Below are 15,467 nucleotides of genomic sequence, written 5' to 3'. Positions count from 1 at the left end.
GTGGCAGCGTGTCACCCTAGAAGGCGGCGGGCTTTGGCGCGTTGGCCGAACCTTCGCGCGCGGCTTCGGCGTTCCGCACAGCGCTGGGGATCACGAACGCGGCGCCCACGGCGAGCAGCCCGAGCAGCGCGGACAGCAGATAGGTGGACACGAAGCCGCTCTCGGCGGGTATCCCCGCCACGCTGCCGCCGGCCAGCACCATGGCGCCCACCTGCGCCCCGAAGGTGCCGCCGATGCTCTTGGCGACGAAGACCACGCCGCTGACGCCGGCCGCCCGTTCCCCGGGCACGTCGGCGGCCACGACGTTGAGCGCCGCGGTGAGCCCGATGCCGCCGCCCAGGCCGGTGACGGTCACGCCGGCGACGATCTCCCACGGTGAGCCGTGCCAGAAGGCGAGCATGGCGGTGCCCACGGAGACCAGGACGGCGCCGAGCACCAGCACGGTACGCCGCCCGAGCACCCGCGTCATGGGCCCGACCAGCGGCGCGATCACGGTGCCCGCGACGCCCAGCGGGAACATGTAGAGCCCGATCCCCAGGGTGCCGGCGCCCATGCCGTACCCGGTGCTCGCGGGCAGCGACAGCATCATCGGCAGCGCGACCAGCAGCCCGAAGGAGGCGAAGCCGAACACGAATCCCATCGCGGTCACTCCGGCGGAGGAGCGCCCGGCCAGCAGGCGCAGGTCCACGAGCGGTTCCCGGCTGCGCAGCCCGGCGTACGCCCACAGCGCCAGCGTCAGGGCCGCGCCGGCGAACAGGGTGAGCGCGGCGGGATCGGTCCAGCCCCGGCTCGACGAGGTGGTCAGGCCCAGCATGAGCAGGGCGATCCCGCCGCCGAGCAGCAGCCCGCCCGTCCAGTCGACGCGGCCGCGGGCGCCGCGGGCCGTGGCGGGCACGGCGATCCAGGCCCAGAGCGCGGCCACCAGAGCGCCGCCCAGGGTGAGGAAGAACAGGCTCCGGTAACCGAGCGCGGCGATGAGCGGCCCGGACAGGATCAGTCCGGTCGCGCTGGCGAGCGCGGCCGCGCCGATGACCAGGCCGTTGCCGGTGGCGCCCTGCTCGGGTGCGAGGGTGTCGCGGAACAGCCCGACGGTCAGCGGCAGCACGCCCAGCCAGACGCCCTGCACGGCCTGGCCGGCGATCAGCACCTGCACGTTGGGCGCCAGGCCCGAGATGAGGGCGCCGGCGCTGGTGATCGCCATCAGGATGAGCAGGACGGTCCGCTTGTCGTACATGTCGGCCAGGCGGCCGGAGATCGGCGTGCTGATCGCCGAGCTGATCAGCCCGCCGGTGAAGATCCACGCGATCTCGCCTGGCGAGGCGGACAGCTCCCTCTGGATGAGCGGGAGCGCGGGCGAGAGCATCGTCTCCAGCAGTTGGAAGATGCCGATGAACAGCACCGGAGGGCCGATGACGCCGAAGCCGGATCTGGACATGGTCCTGCCTTTCGGGGGGTGGCCTGGCTATGCCGGGCCGAGCACCCTGGCGGTGACCAGGGAGCGCGCGGCGTCGGCGAAGAACTCCTCCGAGCTGTCGTGGACGCCGAGGATGACGGCCTGACCGAGCCCGGACAGCAGCGCCTTGAGCGCGCGGGCCAGGCGTACGGCCTGCTCGCCGGTGACCGGTACGCCGTCGTGCTCGCGGCCGGCGAGGTGGCGTACCAGGTCGGCCTCGGAGGTGTTGACCGCGGTGTTGAGCTTGGCCAGCAGGTTCGCGTCGTTCAGCACGAGCTCCAGCACGCGGACCTCGAACAGCAGCAGTCCGGCGGCCTCCGGGTCGGCCGACATCCGCCAGAACTGGCGGGCGATGGCGTCCACGACGTCCTGGAGCGGGCGGTCGGGCGGGATCCGCTCGACCGGCCGCCGGTCGAGCGGGCCGGTGTAGTCGTCGATCATCGCGACCATCAGCCCGTCCTTCCCGCCGAACAGCGAGTAGACGGCGCCGGTCGTGAGCCCGGCGAGCTGCGCGATCTCCTCCAGCTTCGCCCGCGCTCCGTCCCTGCCGACGACCTCCCGTGCGGCGTCGATCAGCGCGCGCTTGTTCGCGGCCTTGCTTTCCGCCCTGGTCAGTCGCATGGTGTCGGGTCTCCCGGAGTCGAGTGAGCGAAACGATAATCTAGATTATTAGAATAATCCAGATTATCTTTGCGGGCATGAACATCGACGCATACATGAACCAGGTGCCCGACCACGCCACGTTCCCGTCCGTGGACCAGATGCACGCCGAGCTCGACCACCTCGCCGCCACCCACCCGGATCTGGTACGGCTGCGCCACATCGGCACCTCCCGCCTGGGCGAACCACTCCGCGTGGCCACGATCGGCGCCGGCCCCCGCGAAGCGGTCATCATCGGCGGCCCCCACCCCAACGAGCCCATCGGCTCCCTCACCGTGAGCAACCTGCTGCGCCGGCTCATCGACGACGCCTGGCTGCGCGAGGAGTTCGGCTACCGCTGGCACCTCATCCCCTGCGTCGACCCGGACGGCGCCCGGCTCAACGAAGGCTGGTACGCGCGGCCCGGCGACCGGCGGGCGTACGCCGAGCACTTCTACCGCCCGAGCGAGGCCGACCAGGTCGAATGGACGTTCCCGCTGACCGGCGACGGCTACACCTTCGACCGCACGCTGCCGGAGACCGAGGCGCTGATGCGACTGATGGACGAGGTGAAGCCGGCCTTCGTCTACTCCCTGCACAACGGCGAGCTCCAGGGCGCCTTCTACTACCTCAGCCGCGAGGTGCCCGGCCTGGCGGGGAAGCTCGCCGCCATCGCCTACGGCCAGGGCCTGCCGCTGCACATGGGCCCGCCGGAGATCCCGAGCGCCCGGCAGATCGGCCCGGCCGCCTACATCACGCCGCGCGGCGCCGAGCTGGGCGAGGTCTACGGCATCGGCGGCGGCAGCGTCGACTACGCCGACCGCTTCGGCGCCCTGCACCTGGTGACCGAGCTGCCCTACTGGGCCGATCCGGCCGTCTCCGACCAGACCCCGACCGCCCAGGTGTACGGCGACACGATCGCGGCTCACCTGGCGGCGCAGCGCGACCTGATCGCCGAGCTGGGACGGTCGATGGCGGCGGTCGGGGCCGACCTGACCGTGGCCTCGCCGTTCCGCCGGTCGATGGAGGACTTCGTCGCCACCTACGACGCCTACATCTCCGAATGGGAGGGCTTCCCCTGCGCCGACCGGCCGGCCACGGTCGCGGAGGTCGTCGGCAACGAGCAGCTCAAGCACAGCATGCGGCTGCGCTACGGCGGCACCTTGCTGCGGATGCTGGACGCCGAGCTGGCGGCGGGCAACCCGACCCCGGCCATCCGGGCGGAGCGGGCCCGGATGCGGACGCTCTTCGACGCCTGGTTCGCCGAGGCCGACGCCGGATTCACCGCCACCCCGATCCCGATCCGCACGCTGGTCGCGGTCCAGCTCGGCGCCGCCCTGCTGGCCGCGGAGGCCGCCAAGAGCCCGGACCGTATGTAATGACCGATGTTGTCGAGGTTCTGTGCGGTTGAACGGGGCCGATACGTCTTGCGATGCGACCCAGAGCTACGGAAGGATCACACAACCTCAGTAAGACCAGCAGCGAGGAGGCTGTTGTGGACCCCCAGGCCGGCATCGACCGTTTCGGTTACCAGCAGGAATTACGCCGCGGGGTAGGGCTCGCCGACCTGGTCTTCTACGGCCTGGTCATGATGGTGCCCATCGCACCGTTCGCCATCTTCGGCCTCGTCTACTCGCGATCGGGCGGCATGCCGGTCATGGCGTACCTGGTCGGCGTGGTCGCGCTGCTGTTCACCGCCATGTCCTACGCCCAGATGGTCCGGGCGTTCCCGCTGTCCGGATCGGTCTACAACTACGCCGGCCGCGGCATCGCCCCGCCCGTCGGGTTCATGACCGGATGGGCGATCCTGCTGGACTACCTGCTGGTGCCCAGCCTGCTCTACCTGGTCGCCTCGATCGCCATGAACGCCACCCTGCCCGGCATCCCGGTCTGGGCGTGGCTGATCTTCTTCGTTGCCCTCAACACCGCCATCAACCTGCGCGGCATCCGCATGACGATCACCATCACCAAGGTGATGATCGTCGCCGAGCTGGCCGTGCTGGCCCTGTTCCTGGCGGCCGGGGTCTGGGCCCTCATGCAGGGGTACGGGCGCGGGTTCAGCCTGGCGCCGCTGTTCAACCCGGACACCTTCTCCTGGCCGATCGTGTTCGCCGCGGTGTCGGTGGCGGTGCTGTCGTTCCTCGGCTTCGACGGGATCAGCATGCTCGTCGAGGAGTCCACCGGCGGCTCCGAGCAGGTGGGCCGGGCGATGCGCATCGCGCTGGTGCTGGCCGGCGTGCTGTTCATCGCCCAGGTCTGGGTGGCGGCGCTGCTCGTACCCGATCCGCAGGGTCTGCTGACCAGCGCCAGCGGCACCGCCTTCTACGACTCGGCCCAGGTGGCGGGCGGCGAGTGGCTGAGGCAGGTCACCTCGACGGCCACCGCCGTCTCGTGGGGCATCGCCAACACCCTGGTGGCTCAGGTCGCGGTCTCCCGGCTGCTCTACGCCATGGCCCGCGACCGGCAACTGCCCTCGTTCCTGGCCAGGATCTCGGTCAAGAACGCCGTGCCCACCAACGCCATCCTGCTCATCTCGGCGCTCTCCGTGGGTCTCGGGCTGTGGATGGCCACCCGCCCGGACGGCGTCGACTTCCTCAGCAGCCTGATCAACATGGGCGCGCTGGTGGCCTTCATCGTCCTGCACCTGTCGGTGATCGTGCACTACACGATCCGCGGCCGGTCCAAGAACATGTGGGCGCACCTGGTCGCGCCGCTGATCGGACTGGGCGTGCTCGTCTTCGTGGTGATCCACGCCAACGTGATGGCGCAGGTCGTCGGCCTGATCTGGTTCGTGGTGGGCGGCGTGGTCCTCGGCGCCCTGTACCTGCTCGGCCGGCCGCCCACCCTGCGCCCGAGCGCGCTGACGAAGGAGCCGGTGTGAGCGCGGAGGTCCCGCCGCCGCTCTACCAGGACCTCTTCATCGTGTGCCACCACGAGAACGGCAAGCCGCTCATCCACCGCTCTTCCATCTCCCTCGGGCTGGCCGGGGCGGTGCTGATCGACCTGGCCCTGTACGGGCGCGTCCGGCTCAACGGCCGCGCCGTGGTGGTCACCGACCGCACCCCCACCGGCGACCCGGTCGTCGACGCGTACGCGGGGGCGTTCCTGCGCGAGCGGCCCGAGCTGGACGCGGTGACCTGGTCCAAGACGGTCGCGGCCGACAGCTACGACCGGGCCAGACGGCAGCTCCTCCGCGTCGGCCTGCTGACGGAGGTGACCGGGCGGCGGCTGGGCATGCTGCCGTACACGCGCTACCGGGCCGACATGGCCTCGATCGTGCGCGCCTCGACCGACGTGCGCTCCGCGGTGAGCGGCTGGCGGGAGATGGACGCGCGCGGCGCCGCGCTCTGCGGCCTCGTGCTGGCGCTGCAGGTGCACACCGAGCTCTACATCGGCCAGTCGCCCGCCCAGCTGACCACGACCCTGCGGACCATCGTCAACGAGCACTCTCCTCAGGTGAAGGAGCTCGTCGGCCTGTTCGAGGCGCTGATCGGCGAGGCGGCCGTGGCCGTGTACCGCTGAGCGGCGCCGCCGTACGATCACTTCACGCGAAACCCCTCACAGGAAGCCCGCCCATGAACCACGAGCGTTCCGACCTCGCCGCGAAGATCCAGCCCGACATCCCGCACGCGGCCCGCATCTGGAACTACTGGATGGGAGGCAAGGACAACTTCGAGGCCGACCGGGCCGCCGGCGACGCGGTGGCCCAGGTGTATCCGGACATCGTGAAGATGGCCGTGCAGTCACGCGGGTTCCTGGTCCGCGCCGTCGGCCACCTGGCGGGCGAGGCCGGGATCTCCCAGTTCCTCGACATCGGCACCGGCCTGCCGACCATGCAGAACACCCACGAGGTCGCCCAGTCGATCAATCCGGCCTCGCGCATCGTCTATGTCGACAACGACCCGCTGGTGCTCGTGCACGCCCGCGCCCTGCTGCGCAACACCACCCCGGAGGGCGTCACCGCGTACGTGGACGGCGACTACCACGAGCCGGAGCTGATCGTCTCCGACGCCCACAACGTGCTCGACTTCACCAAGCCCATCGCGGTGATGTTCATGGGCGTGCTGGGGTACGTCAAGGACTTCGAGCTCATGCGCTCGATCGTCGGCCGGGTCATGGACAGCGTGCCCTCGGGCAGCTACCTGGTGCTGTGGGACGGCACCGCCACCGGCGACGCCGTCGCGGAGGGCAGCGACAAGCTGGCGGAGAGCGGCGCGGTCCCCTACTACCTGCGCTCGCTCGACGAGATGACCAGTTGCTTCGAGGGCCTGGAGATGGTGGAGCCGGGGCTGGCCTCGATCTCGCAGTGGCACGACGAGGCGGGGCCGTTCATCGACGCCCACGGGGCGGTGGCGCGGAAGCTCTAAACGTTCGCACATGATACGGTCGTTTCTATGACGACCGTTTCTGATGTGATAGACGTGGACGTGTTGATCATCGGAGCGGGCCTGTCCGGCATCGGCGCCGCGTGGCGCCTCCAGCGCGAGCGCCGCTGGAGGTACGCGGTGCTCGAAGCCCGGGACCGCCCCGGTGGCACGTGGGACCTGTTCCGCTACCCGGGCGTCCGCTCCGACTCGGACATGTTCACGCTCAGCTACCCCTTCCAGCCGTGGCGCGGCGGGAAGTCACTGGCCGACGGCGACAGCATCCGCCGCTACATCGAGGACACCGCCCGCGAGCACGGCATCGACCGGCACATCCGCTACGGGACCAAGGTCGTCTCCGCCGGCTGGTCCGGCGAGCGCGGCCGGTGGACGGTGCGGACCGGCGACGGGGTCTGGACGTGCTCGTTCCTCTACATCTGCGCCGGCTACTACGACTACGAGCAGGGTCACCAGCCGGACTTCGACGGCGTGGAGGACTTCGGCGGCCGGTTCGCGCATCCGCAGTTCTGGCCCGAGGACCTCGACGTCACCGGCAGCCGGGTCGTGGTGATCGGCAGCGGGGCCACCGCCGTCACGCTCGTGCCCGCGCTGGCCGGGAAGGCGGCGCACGTCACGATGCTCCAGCGCTCCCCGACGTACATGAGCGCGCTGCCCGACGTCGACCGGACCGCCGACGCGCTGCGCCGCCTGCTGCCCGCGCGGCTCGCGCACACCCTCGTCCGCGCCAAGAACGTGCTGCGCGGCCAGCTCACCTACTGGCTGAGCCGGCGCTACCCGGAGCAGGCCAAGCGGTACCTGCGCCGGGGCGTCCTCAGGTTCCTGCCCGACCCCGCCTACGCCGACCGGCACTTCACGCCCGGCTACCAGCCGTGGGACCAGCGGCTGTGCGTCGTGCCCAACGGCGATCTCTTCCGCGACGTGACCGCCGGGCGGGCGTCGGTGGTCACCGGCCGCATCGCCCGGTTCACTAAGGACGGCATCGCGCTGGAGTCGGGCAAGGAACTGGCGGCCGACGTCGTCGTCTCCGCGACCGGGCTGAAGCTGATCCCCCTCGGCGGCATCGCGCTGACCGTGGACGGCGAGCCGGTCGACCTGGCCGCCACCACCGCCTACCGGGGGCTGATGCTCGGCGGCGTGCCCAACCTGGCCTTCTGCGTCGGCTACACCAACGCGTCGTGGACCCTGCGCGCCGACCTGTCCTCCCGCTACGTCGTACGGCTGCTCGCCCACATGCGCCGGCACGGCCTGAGCACCGCGATGCCCGCCTTCCCGCGCGACGGCGCCCGGCGGCCCCTGCTCGGCCTGACCGCCGGCTACGTCCAGCGCGCCGCGCACCTGTTCCCGCGGCAGGGCGAGCGCGACCCGTGGCTGGTCACCCAGAACTACCTGGCCGACCTCGCGAAGTTCGCGTTCCTCGACGTCCGCAAGGGCATGATCTTCGGGTGACGTAAACTCTTCCCGCTCACACCACCCCTGGAGGGCCACCGCATTGGACGTCCACGTCCCCACCCGGATGCTCGTCGAGGCGCTCGTCCGCACCGACCTCACCGTCGACGCGGGTGAGCTCTACGCCACCGCGGCACAGCTGGGCATGACCGATCAGCAGGTACGCCTGTGCATCAAGCGGCTGGTCGCGGAGGAGCGCTTCGTCCAGGAGGGCCGGGGGCGCAAGGCGATCCTGCGGGCCACCGGCAGCGCCGAGCGGGCGATGGGGCTCGACGTCGAGTTCGTCGCCCACGCCTACCGGCAGGACGCCGGGCTCGCGCCCTGGGACGGCACTTGGCATCTGGTGGGCTTCGCCGTACCGGAGAGTGCGAGGACCGGAAGGGACGCGCTGCGCGCGGCGATCACCGCGCTCGGCGGGGCGCCCGTGCACGGCGGCCTCTACCTCAGCGCCAACGCGTGGGAGCCCTACGTCGAGGAGCACGCCCGCCGTCTGGACGTCCTCGACCACGTCACCTTCCTGACCACCCGCGACCTGCGCAGGGGCGGGCAGGACGACCCGGTCGCCCTCGCCCGCGACCTGTGGCCGCTGGAGGAGATCGCCGGGCGCTACGACCGCCTCGCCGCGATCGCCCGGCCGCGGCTCGACCTGCTGCTCGGCGCGAACCCACTCACCCCGCAGGAGCGGCTGACCATCGCGGTGGAACTGGCCGCGGAGTTCACCCGCGCGATGGAGGACGACCCGCTCCTGCCGCCGGAACTGCTGCCGCGGCCCTGGCCAGGCGCGCAGGCCCGCGAGCTGACCGCGAACTGCTGGAAGCTGCTGGACCACCAGATCGGCTCCGGCATCCGCCTGTTCAAGCTCTACGGCACGCTCACTCCACGATGACCCGCACGGACGCGGCGTGCCCGGCCAGGTCGGCGAAGAACCGCTCGCCGTCGATCGCGGTCTCCGGCGGGTGCACGCCGGGCGGCATGCGCTCCACGTCGAGCAACTGGGCCAGGCCCAGCGCGGCCGGGAGCCCGGTCGCCTCGTCCATGCCCATCATCAGCGTCTCGGCGCCGGCCAGATGGGCCAGGACGGTACGCGGCCGCCCGTCCGCCGTGCCCGTGGCGGCGGCGAAGAACGCCGGCAGTGAGCCCGGCGCCTTGAAGCCGAACGCCCGCACGGCCGCCCGCATGGCCCGCCGCGTGGCGGGCTTGGCCAGGGCGGCGGCGGCGCTCTCGTTGGTGAGCCGGCCCTCGTCGAGGTCGGTGCGCAGCACGTCCAGGTAGGCCGCGGTGCCCGGTGTGACGACCATGAGGCTGGCCGACTCCCCCGTCAGGACGTAGCTGCGCGCCAGCGTCACGGGCTCGGGGTGGCCGACGGTGTAGGCGGTGCCCTTCCTGCCGCCGGGCAGGTCGAGCGTGACCGGCCGCATGGGCGGCCGCTGGACGACCTGCCCGCCGCTGACCACGGCGACCGTACCGCTGATCTGCTGCATCCAGTGCACCGCTGCCGCGATGGGCCGGCCGTCGGGCCCGTTCAGCTCGGTCTGCTCGGCGCCGGAGCCGGGGACGTCGACGGGCCAGGCGGTGTAGAGGTCCGTCACGGTGTCGAGTTCCGCCACGGCGCGGGCCGCGAGCAGGTTGCTGATCCCGGGGCTCGCGCCCATGCCGATCACCGCGCGCACGCCCGCGGCGCGGGCCTGCCCGTCGAACTCGAGCATCTCCAGGGTGGGTTCCCAGTCGTCGCAGATGTCGAGGTAGTGGGTGCGGGCGAGGATCGCCGCCCGCAGGACTGCCGGGCCGAAGCGGTAGTAGGGCCCGACCGTGTTGAGCACGACGTCGGCCCCTTCCAGCGCGGCGGCCAGCCCGTCCGCGTCGGTGACGTCCACCCGCCGGGCGCTGAGCCGTGCCGGGACGCCGTCGAGCTCCTTGACCAGCCGGTGTGCCGCGTCCAGGTCGCGGTCGGCGACGACGATCTCCCGCACCCCGGCGAGACCCGCTACCACGCGTACCGCGACCCTGCCCATCGATCCGGGGCCGCCGAGGGCGAGGATTCTCATCATTACCTCTCATGTCTTCACCTATCGTTTTCAATACGATAGAACGAATTATGAACATATCAGCGCTTCTGCTGTTCCGCGAGAGGCCGGCCAGCCGGATGATCGCGGCAGAGGCGGCCAGCACACTGCCGCTGGCCGTGATGGTGCTGCCCTATCTCCTGGCCGGGGACGACACCGCGCCGGAATGGGCCCAGTTGCTCGGGCTGGCGATCATCGTCACGCTCTACCTCACCGCGGTGCACACCTGGCGCCTGGTCCTGGCCGGCGGCCTGCACCCGTGCCCGCCGCACCCGCACCCGCGCCCGCTCCAGCTCCGTGTCCGTGACGAGCGGCGGCTGCGCGTCCTGGTGCTCGGCTACCCGGTCCTGCTCGCGGTGCTCCTGCCGATCCCCGCCACCTGGACGGCCTTCTGGTTTTGGGTCACCGTGATCAGTGCGGTCGCGAGCGCGGTCTCCGCCGTCCGCATGATCGTCATGTTGCACCGCCGTTGACACTGGAGGTAGTCGTGGTCAGAAGCTTCACCTCGCGGGCCGCCGGGCCGTACGAGCGTGGTCTCGAGTTCGGTACGGCTCACGCCCGCGACATCGCTCGCACCGTGACCGGGTACCGGATGATGTTCGACGGCCTGGCGGAGGCGCCGGTCCCCATCGCCGAGCCGGGCGCGCGGGCGTTCACCGCGATCGAGAAGTGGGCGCCCGACCTCGCCCGGGAGATCGAGGGCATGGCGGCGGGCGCCGGGCTGCCGGTCGAGGACCTGGCCGCGATCAACGCGCGGACCGAGATCCTGGCCACCCTGCCCGCGCCGCCGCGCGGCGAGTGCTCGGCGGCCGTCGTGCTGGGCGAGCCCACCAGGGCCGGGCAGACCTGGGACTGGGCCCAGGCGATGGCCGGGAACTGGCTCGTCTGGACCATCCCCCACCCGTCCGGGCACGTCGTGCGCACGATGACCGAGTACGGCATCGTCGGCAAGATCGGCGTCAGCTCGGCGAACGTCGGCGTGTTGTTCACGTTCCTGTCGCACGCGCGCGACGGCGGGGCGATGGGCGTGCCCGTTCACGTGGTGGCCCGGCGGGTGCTCGACGAGGCCCGCGACCTGTCCTCGGCCACCGGCCTGCTGGTCTCGCCCGAGGTCTCCGCCTCGACCTCGGTCACCGTGGTCACCCCCGGCTCCGCGATCACCGCGGAGCTCCATCCGGGCGGTCCCGCCTGGGCGCTGCCCGACGACGACGGCGTCCTGGTCCACACCAACCACTTCCTCGACCCGGTCGCCGCCGCGGGCGACCAACTGCCGCGGGAGTACCCCGACACGTTGCTGCGCCACCAGACGTTGCGCCGGCGCCTGCGCTCCGGCGGGCCGCTGACGGAGGCCATGGCCGACCATTCCTCGGGCAGCAAGAGCATCTGCTGTCACGTGCCGGCGGGAGCCGTACTCCCGGAGTGGGAGCAGCGCACGCTGGCGACGATCGAGCTCCACGTGGACCGCGGCGACCTCACCGTGCACGCGGGCGGGCCCTGCGGCGCGCGGCCGGCCAGTCCTTCGTCATGATCTCCGTGAGTACAGCTGGGGAAGGACCTCCCTGGGTCCGCGAGACCACGTCGAGCCGGTGACGGGGACGCCGGTCCGGGGTCCCCGCCGCCGATGGACGGTTCAGGCCGCGGCGTTCTGGTGGTTCCGTTCGGCCTGCTGCTTGACCTGCTGGATCTGCTCATCGGTGACGCGCAGGTCGCCGAATTCCTTGACCGCCTGGTAGTAGGTCCAGGCCAGGCCGTTGCAGGTGGAGCGGGAGAGCCCGGAATATCCGGCGCACACCTGGCGCATGTCGAAGTAGAAGGCGTCGTCGATCCGCGGCTTGTTGGCCGGGAAGACGTTCATGGCCTTGTAGTTGCGGTAGCCGAAGTCGTGGCGCCGGCAGGACATCCTGAAGTCGAAGCCGAGCGGCTGGTCGGGACTGCTTGAGCACAGGTCGGTCGACCAGTCGAAGTTGTAGTCGGCCCACGCGGCCTGGTTCTGCCAGGCGGCGCGCCAGGCGGAGGCGCTGCCGGCGGTCGGCTGGGAGAAGGTGGAGAGCGCGGCGAGTTTCTGTTCCGGCGTGACCGCGTGGGCCGGGAGCGCGAATCCGAAGAAGGCGGCCACGGACAGCAGCGCGGATATCGAGAGTAAGAGGGACCGTCTGACCATGAGAACCTGCTTTCACTGCACGGGGGTGCGGAGGAATGCGGTGGCAAGGTTCGCCCGACGACCTAACAATGAAGCGAAGGCGGGGAAAACTAAAAGCAGATCTTGTCCAATTTTTCCAGCAGGGTTTGCAGAGAGTCGCCCTTTACGGTCAGTCGAATTCCGATGTCAGCGGGCCAGCAGCAGCCGCGCCGACCAGCCGGCCGACCACAGCAGGAGCAGGCCGACGACCACACCCCCGCCGACCAGGACCAGCCCGGCCCCGATGTTCGCGCCGATCGTGCCCGCGGTCACGACGCGCGCCCCCGCCCCGGCGATCGCCCCCGCCACCAGCGCCGGTACGAGCGCCGCCCACCACCGGCCGTCGAACCGCCGTCTCCCGGCGGCCCAGATCAGCAGGCCGAGCGTGAGCACCACCACGACCACCGCGCCCAGTCCCACCACCCGCTCGACGGCCGGGTCGATGTCCGGCGGCCGGAACGCGTAGTCGAGACCGGTCCCCTGCGGCACGTCCACACTCAGATCACCGACCAGCCACCACACGGCGACAGGGGTGGCCAGGACGCAACACGCGGCGGCGGCCGCGAGGCCGCCTGCTCTGATCGACATGACTACCAATGTGGGGTGCGCGCGAGGTTCGCGTCCAGCCCCTGCGGCACCCGCCGGCCGGGCATGACTTCCCAGATCCGGCCGGCGGGCCCGCGTGGAGGGTCAGCGCGCGGTCTTGCCCGCGGCTACGCGCGGCTTGGCGGGAACGGCACGGCGCTTGGGCGTCGGGACGCGGAAGACGGCGCCACGGTGGTCGTACTCCTCGGCGCCCTCGTCGTCGAACCAGCGGCCGCCATCGCCCAGGTACCGGAAGGCGAACGCCTGGCCCTGCGGTACGGCTACCGCCACCCTGTAGCGACCGTCGTCGCCGAGCTGCATCGGGTGCGCGAGCGGGTCCCATCCGTTGAAGTCGCCGACGACGGACACCGGCCCGACCTCAGCGGGAAGGGTGAAGAGAACCTCCACCTGCCCCCTCCTGTTGGGTTTGCTGTGAGTGAACATCTTTCTCCCCCGAATAAGATGATTCAGACGATTGCGCGGTCAGCCATACCCCGGCCGACCGTGAGAAACGGGCGATCTTCGCAGTTTTTAGTGTTTACGAGAGGATTCCGCTCCGGGAATTTCCTCATGGGCTAATGACGCGACCCGGTCGGCAGGCCGCCGGCCGCCTCGACCCGGGTCTCGCACCGTCGGGCGCCCTCGCTGGGGACGACCACGATCCCGTTGTCGGTGACCGTGTAGAGCTCGCGATCCAGTTCGGGGTCGAAGCCGATCCTGGCGCCGTCCGGGATGACGGCGTCGCGGTCCACGATCGCCCGGCGGACGATCGCGTCCCGGCCCACCCGTACGTTCTCCATCAGGATGGAATCCGCGACCTGGGCGCGGGCCCCCAGCGTGACCTGCGGGGACAGCACGGAGCGCTCGATGTCCGCCTCGGCGGCGACGGCGACGCCCGGCGAGAGCAGCGAGTCGACGGCGCGGCCCGGCCGCTCCCTGCCGAAGGTCACCGGCGCGAGCAGGTCGTGAAAGGTGCGGATCGGCCAGTGCGCGTTGTGCAGGGTGAAGGCCGGGTCGGGTCCGATGAGGTCCATGTGGGCTTCGTAGTAGGCGTCCAGGGTGCCGACGTCACGCCAGTAGCCGCGCTCGCGGGGGCTGACGCCGTGCACGTGGTTGCGCGCGAAGTCGTAGACGTCGGCCCGGCCCTCGCGTACCAGCATGGGGATGATGTCGGCGCCGATGTCGTGGCGGCTGGACACGTCCATCGCGTCCTCCTCCACCGCGTCGATCAGCGCCTGTGTCCTGAACACGTAGTTGCCCATGGAGGCGCGGATCTCCTCCGGCGAGTCGGGCAGGCCGGCCGGGTCGCCGGGCTTCTCCACGAACCGCGCGATCCGCCGGCCGCCCGGCGCGCACTCGATCACCCCGAACTGGTGCGCCAGCGCCCGGGGCTGCCGGATCGCCGCGACCGTGACGTCCGCCCCGGACTCCAGGTGCTGGGCGAGCATCTGCGCCGGATCCATCCGGTAGACGTGGTCGGCCCCGAACACCAGCACGTGCTCCGGTGGATCGTCCCGCATCAGGTGCAGGTTCTGGAACAGCGCGTCGGCCGAGCCGGAGAACCACTGCGGCCCGAACTGCTGTTGTGCAGGAACCGGGGCGATGTAGTGCCCCACCTGAGAGGAGAGTTGCCAGCCGCGCGCGATGTAGCGGTCGAGACTGTTGCTCTGGTACTGGGTCAGCACCACGATCCTGAGATAGCCGGCATTGGTCAGATTGGAGAGCACGAAGTCGATCAGCCGGAACATCCCGCCGAACGGGACGTTCGGTTTGGCTCTGCCCATCGTCAACGGCAGTAGTCGTTTTCCCTGTCCACCGGCCAGCACCACGGCCATAACTCTGCACGAGGTCATGGGAATGACGCTATCTTCGCCTTTCACAGCTCCATTGCAAGAAGGTGCGTCATACCACCAAAGAATCGTTATGCCGCGCATGAGCAACGACCTGCCGTCTGGCGGAAGGGAACCGGCGTGATCGAGGTTGAGGTCATCGACGGGATCGGCGTCGTACGGCTGGCCCACGGCAAGGTCAACGCCCTGGACCTGGAGCTGTGCCAGGCGATCGAGGCGACGCTGCGCGACCTGGACACCGGCGGGGTGAGAGCCGTCGTGCTCACCGGTTCCGGACGGGCCTTCTCGGCCGGGGTCGACCTGGAGCGCGTCGTCAACGGCGGCGCCGGCTACGTGGCCAAGTACCTGCCGGCGCTGAACGGCGCGTTCCGGGCCGTCTTCGAGCTGGGCAAGCCCGCCGTGGCCGCGATCAACGGCCACGCGATCGCCGGCGGCTGCGTGCTGGCCGCCGCCTGCGACCACCGCCTCATGGCCACCGGTCCCGGCACGATCGGCGTCCCCGAACTGCTGGTGGGGGTGCCGTTCCCGGAGGTGGCCCTGGAGATCATGCGGTCCGCGCTGGGGCCGGTCGGCGCGCGGCGGGCGATCCTCGACGGCCGCAACCATCCGGCCGCGGAAGCGCTGGCCCTCGGGTTCGTGGACGAGGTGGCCGAGCCGGGGGAACTGCTCGACCGGGCGTTGTCGGTCGCCGACCGGCTGGCCGCGATCCCCGCCGACACCTTCCGGCACACCAAGGGGCAACTGCGCGGCGAGGCGGCCGGCGAGCGGGAGACGCTGCGCCTGTGGCGAGCGGCCGCCGCCGACGGGCGGATCGAGTCCTTCATGGCCCGCACGGTCGCTTCCCGCCGCCGCTCGTGAGGCGATCTG

16 protein-coding genes are annotated in these 15,467 nt (G+C 71.0%); 9 read left to right on the top strand and 7 right to left on the bottom strand.

All coding sequences use genetic code 11. From position 1 onward, the window contains the following. Positions 1 to 16 precede the first annotated feature (16 nt). Together ACFWY5_RS44760 and ACFWY5_RS44755 are read right to left on the bottom strand one after the other, a co-directional pair. A complete protein-coding gene (locus tag ACFWY5_RS44760; RefSeq protein ID WP_379638492.1) occupies positions 17 to 1,435 on the bottom strand; it encodes an MFS transporter in 1,419 nt (472 codons plus the stop codon). 27 nt (positions 1,436 to 1,462) lie between these two features. Continuing rightward, positions 1,463 to 2,074: a TetR/AcrR family transcriptional regulator gene (locus ACFWY5_RS44755; RefSeq protein WP_379620164.1), complete on the bottom strand. Its 612-nt coding sequence runs from the start codon at positions 2,072 to 2,074 to the stop codon at positions 1,463 to 1,465. A gap of 77 nt (positions 2,075 to 2,151) precedes the next feature. Between ACFWY5_RS44755 and ACFWY5_RS44750 the strand changes: the two genes are divergently transcribed. The 6 genes from ACFWY5_RS44750 (at position 2,152) to ACFWY5_RS44725 (ending at position 8,809) form a co-directional block, all read left to right on the top strand. Further along, entirely contained in the window at positions 2,152 to 3,471 is a 1,320-nt protein-coding gene (locus ACFWY5_RS44750; RefSeq protein WP_379638491.1) for a M14 family zinc carboxypeptidase, read from the top strand. Between the two features lie 116 nt (positions 3,472 to 3,587). Beyond that, positions 3,588 to 4,973: an APC family permease gene (locus ACFWY5_RS44745; RefSeq protein ID WP_379638490.1), complete on the top strand. Its 1,386-nt coding sequence runs from the start codon at positions 3,588 to 3,590 to the stop codon at positions 4,971 to 4,973. Beyond that, positions 4,970 to 5,614 (top strand): GPP34 family phosphoprotein, encoded by a 645-nt coding sequence (locus ACFWY5_RS44740; RefSeq protein WP_379638489.1) that lies wholly within the window; start codon positions 4,970 to 4,972, stop codon positions 5,612 to 5,614. The genes ACFWY5_RS44745 and ACFWY5_RS44740 overlap by 4 nt, the downstream gene beginning before the upstream one ends. Positions 5,615 to 5,667: 53 nt before the next feature. After that, on the top strand, positions 5,668 to 6,459 hold the full coding sequence (locus tag ACFWY5_RS44735; RefSeq protein WP_379638488.1) for an SAM-dependent methyltransferase: 792 nt from the start codon (positions 5,668 to 5,670) through the stop codon (positions 6,457 to 6,459). A 27-nt stretch (positions 6,460 to 6,486) separates the two neighbouring features. Next, positions 6,487 to 7,923 carry a flavin-containing monooxygenase gene (locus ACFWY5_RS44730; protein WP_379638487.1) on the top strand — a complete coding sequence of 479 codons (1,437 nt, stop codon included), beginning with the start codon at positions 6,487 to 6,489 and terminating at the stop codon, positions 7,921 to 7,923. A 43-nt stretch (positions 7,924 to 7,966) separates the two neighbouring features. Continuing rightward, entirely contained in the window at positions 7,967 to 8,809 is an 843-nt protein-coding gene (locus ACFWY5_RS44725) for a PaaX family transcriptional regulator C-terminal domain-containing protein (RefSeq protein ID WP_379638486.1), read from the top strand. Here ACFWY5_RS44725 and ACFWY5_RS44720 read toward each other — a convergent pair. Then, a complete protein-coding gene (locus ACFWY5_RS44720) occupies positions 8,796 to 9,971 on the bottom strand; it encodes a saccharopine dehydrogenase family protein (RefSeq protein WP_379638485.1) in 1,176 nt (391 codons plus the stop codon). The two genes, ACFWY5_RS44725 and ACFWY5_RS44720, sit on opposite strands and share 14 nt — an antisense overlap. A gap of 47 nt (positions 9,972 to 10,018) precedes the next feature. Between ACFWY5_RS44720 and ACFWY5_RS44715 the strand changes: the two genes are divergently transcribed. Beyond that, entirely contained in the window at positions 10,019 to 10,459 is a 441-nt protein-coding gene (locus ACFWY5_RS44715; protein WP_379638484.1) for a hypothetical protein, read from the top strand. 14 nt (positions 10,460 to 10,473) lie between these two features. Beyond that, positions 10,474 to 11,514, top strand: a complete 1,041-nt coding sequence (locus tag ACFWY5_RS44710) for a C45 family autoproteolytic acyltransferase/hydolase (RefSeq protein WP_379638482.1) — start codon at positions 10,474 to 10,476, stop codon at positions 11,512 to 11,514. Positions 11,515 to 11,616: 102 nt separating this feature from the next. On the opposite strand, the gene ACFWY5_RS44705 is transcribed toward ACFWY5_RS44710, so the two are convergent. The 4 genes from ACFWY5_RS44705 to ACFWY5_RS44690 all read right to left on the bottom strand — a co-directional run bounded on the left by ACFWY5_RS44705 (position 11,617) and on the right by ACFWY5_RS44690 (position 14,603). Continuing rightward, a complete protein-coding gene (locus tag ACFWY5_RS44705; protein ID WP_379638481.1) occupies positions 11,617 to 12,147 on the bottom strand; it encodes a phospholipase in 531 nt (176 codons plus the stop codon). Positions 12,148 to 12,312: 165 nt separating this feature from the next. Beyond that, the gene (locus ACFWY5_RS44700) at positions 12,313 to 12,753 is read right to left on the bottom strand and encodes a hypothetical protein (protein WP_379620142.1); all 441 of its coding nucleotides are present in this window, start codon (positions 12,751 to 12,753) and stop codon (positions 12,313 to 12,315) included. Positions 12,754 to 12,855: 102 nt separating this feature from the next. Further along, positions 12,856 to 13,158, bottom strand: a complete 303-nt coding sequence (locus ACFWY5_RS44695) for an isoamylase early set domain-containing protein (protein ID WP_379620140.1) — start codon at positions 13,156 to 13,158, stop codon at positions 12,856 to 12,858. Between the two features lie 167 nt (positions 13,159 to 13,325). Then, the gene (locus tag ACFWY5_RS44690) at positions 13,326 to 14,603 is read right to left on the bottom strand and encodes a glucose-1-phosphate adenylyltransferase (RefSeq protein WP_379638480.1); all 1,278 of its coding nucleotides are present in this window, start codon (positions 14,601 to 14,603) and stop codon (positions 13,326 to 13,328) included. Between the two features lie 117 nt (positions 14,604 to 14,720). Between ACFWY5_RS44690 and ACFWY5_RS44685 the strand changes: the two genes are divergently transcribed. Beyond that, entirely contained in the window at positions 14,721 to 15,458 is a 738-nt protein-coding gene (locus ACFWY5_RS44685) for an enoyl-CoA hydratase/isomerase family protein (RefSeq protein WP_379620137.1), read from the top strand. Positions 15,459 to 15,467 lie beyond the last annotated feature (9 nt).

Source organism: Nonomuraea sp. NPDC059007 (genome assembly GCF_042740555.1).
In the GTDB taxonomy this organism is placed as follows: domain Bacteria; phylum Actinomycetota; class Actinomycetes; order Streptosporangiales; family Streptosporangiaceae; genus Nonomuraea.
The sequence above is the reverse complement of the archived record's forward strand: the minus strand, read 5'-3'. Positions and strand labels throughout refer to the sequence as shown.

What these genes read in the sequence shown, in the direction of transcription:
- ACFWY5_RS44760 (WP_379638492.1), bottom strand. Translation starts at nt 1,435, where the DNA reads ATGTCCAGATCCGGCTTCGGCGTCATCGGCCCTCCGGTGCTGTTCATC.
- ACFWY5_RS44755 (WP_379620164.1), bottom strand. Translation starts at nt 2,074, where the DNA reads ATGCGACTGACCAGGGCGGAAAGCAAGGCCGCGAACAAGCGCGCGCTG.
- ACFWY5_RS44750 (WP_379638491.1), top strand. Translation starts at nt 2,152, where the DNA reads ATGAACATCGACGCATACATGAACCAGGTGCCCGACCACGCCACGTTC.
- ACFWY5_RS44735 (WP_379638488.1), top strand. Translation starts at nt 5,668, where the DNA reads ATGAACCACGAGCGTTCCGACCTCGCCGCGAAGATCCAGCCCGACATC.
- ACFWY5_RS44730 (WP_379638487.1), top strand. Translation starts at nt 6,487, where the DNA reads ATGACGACCGTTTCTGATGTGATAGACGTGGACGTGTTGATCATCGGA.
- ACFWY5_RS44720 (WP_379638485.1), bottom strand. Translation starts at nt 9,971, where the DNA reads ATGATGAGAATCCTCGCCCTCGGCGGCCCCGGATCGATGGGCAGGGTC.
- ACFWY5_RS44715 (WP_379638484.1), top strand. Translation starts at nt 10,019, where the DNA reads ATGAACATATCAGCGCTTCTGCTGTTCCGCGAGAGGCCGGCCAGCCGG.
- ACFWY5_RS44705 (WP_379638481.1), bottom strand. Translation starts at nt 12,147, where the DNA reads ATGGTCAGACGGTCCCTCTTACTCTCGATATCCGCGCTGCTGTCCGTG.
- ACFWY5_RS44700 (WP_379620142.1), bottom strand. Translation starts at nt 12,753, where the DNA reads ATGTCGATCAGAGCAGGCGGCCTCGCGGCCGCCGCCGCGTGTTGCGTC.
- ACFWY5_RS44690 (WP_379638480.1), bottom strand. Translation starts at nt 14,603, where the DNA reads ATGACCTCGTGCAGAGTTATGGCCGTGGTGCTGGCCGGTGGACAGGGA.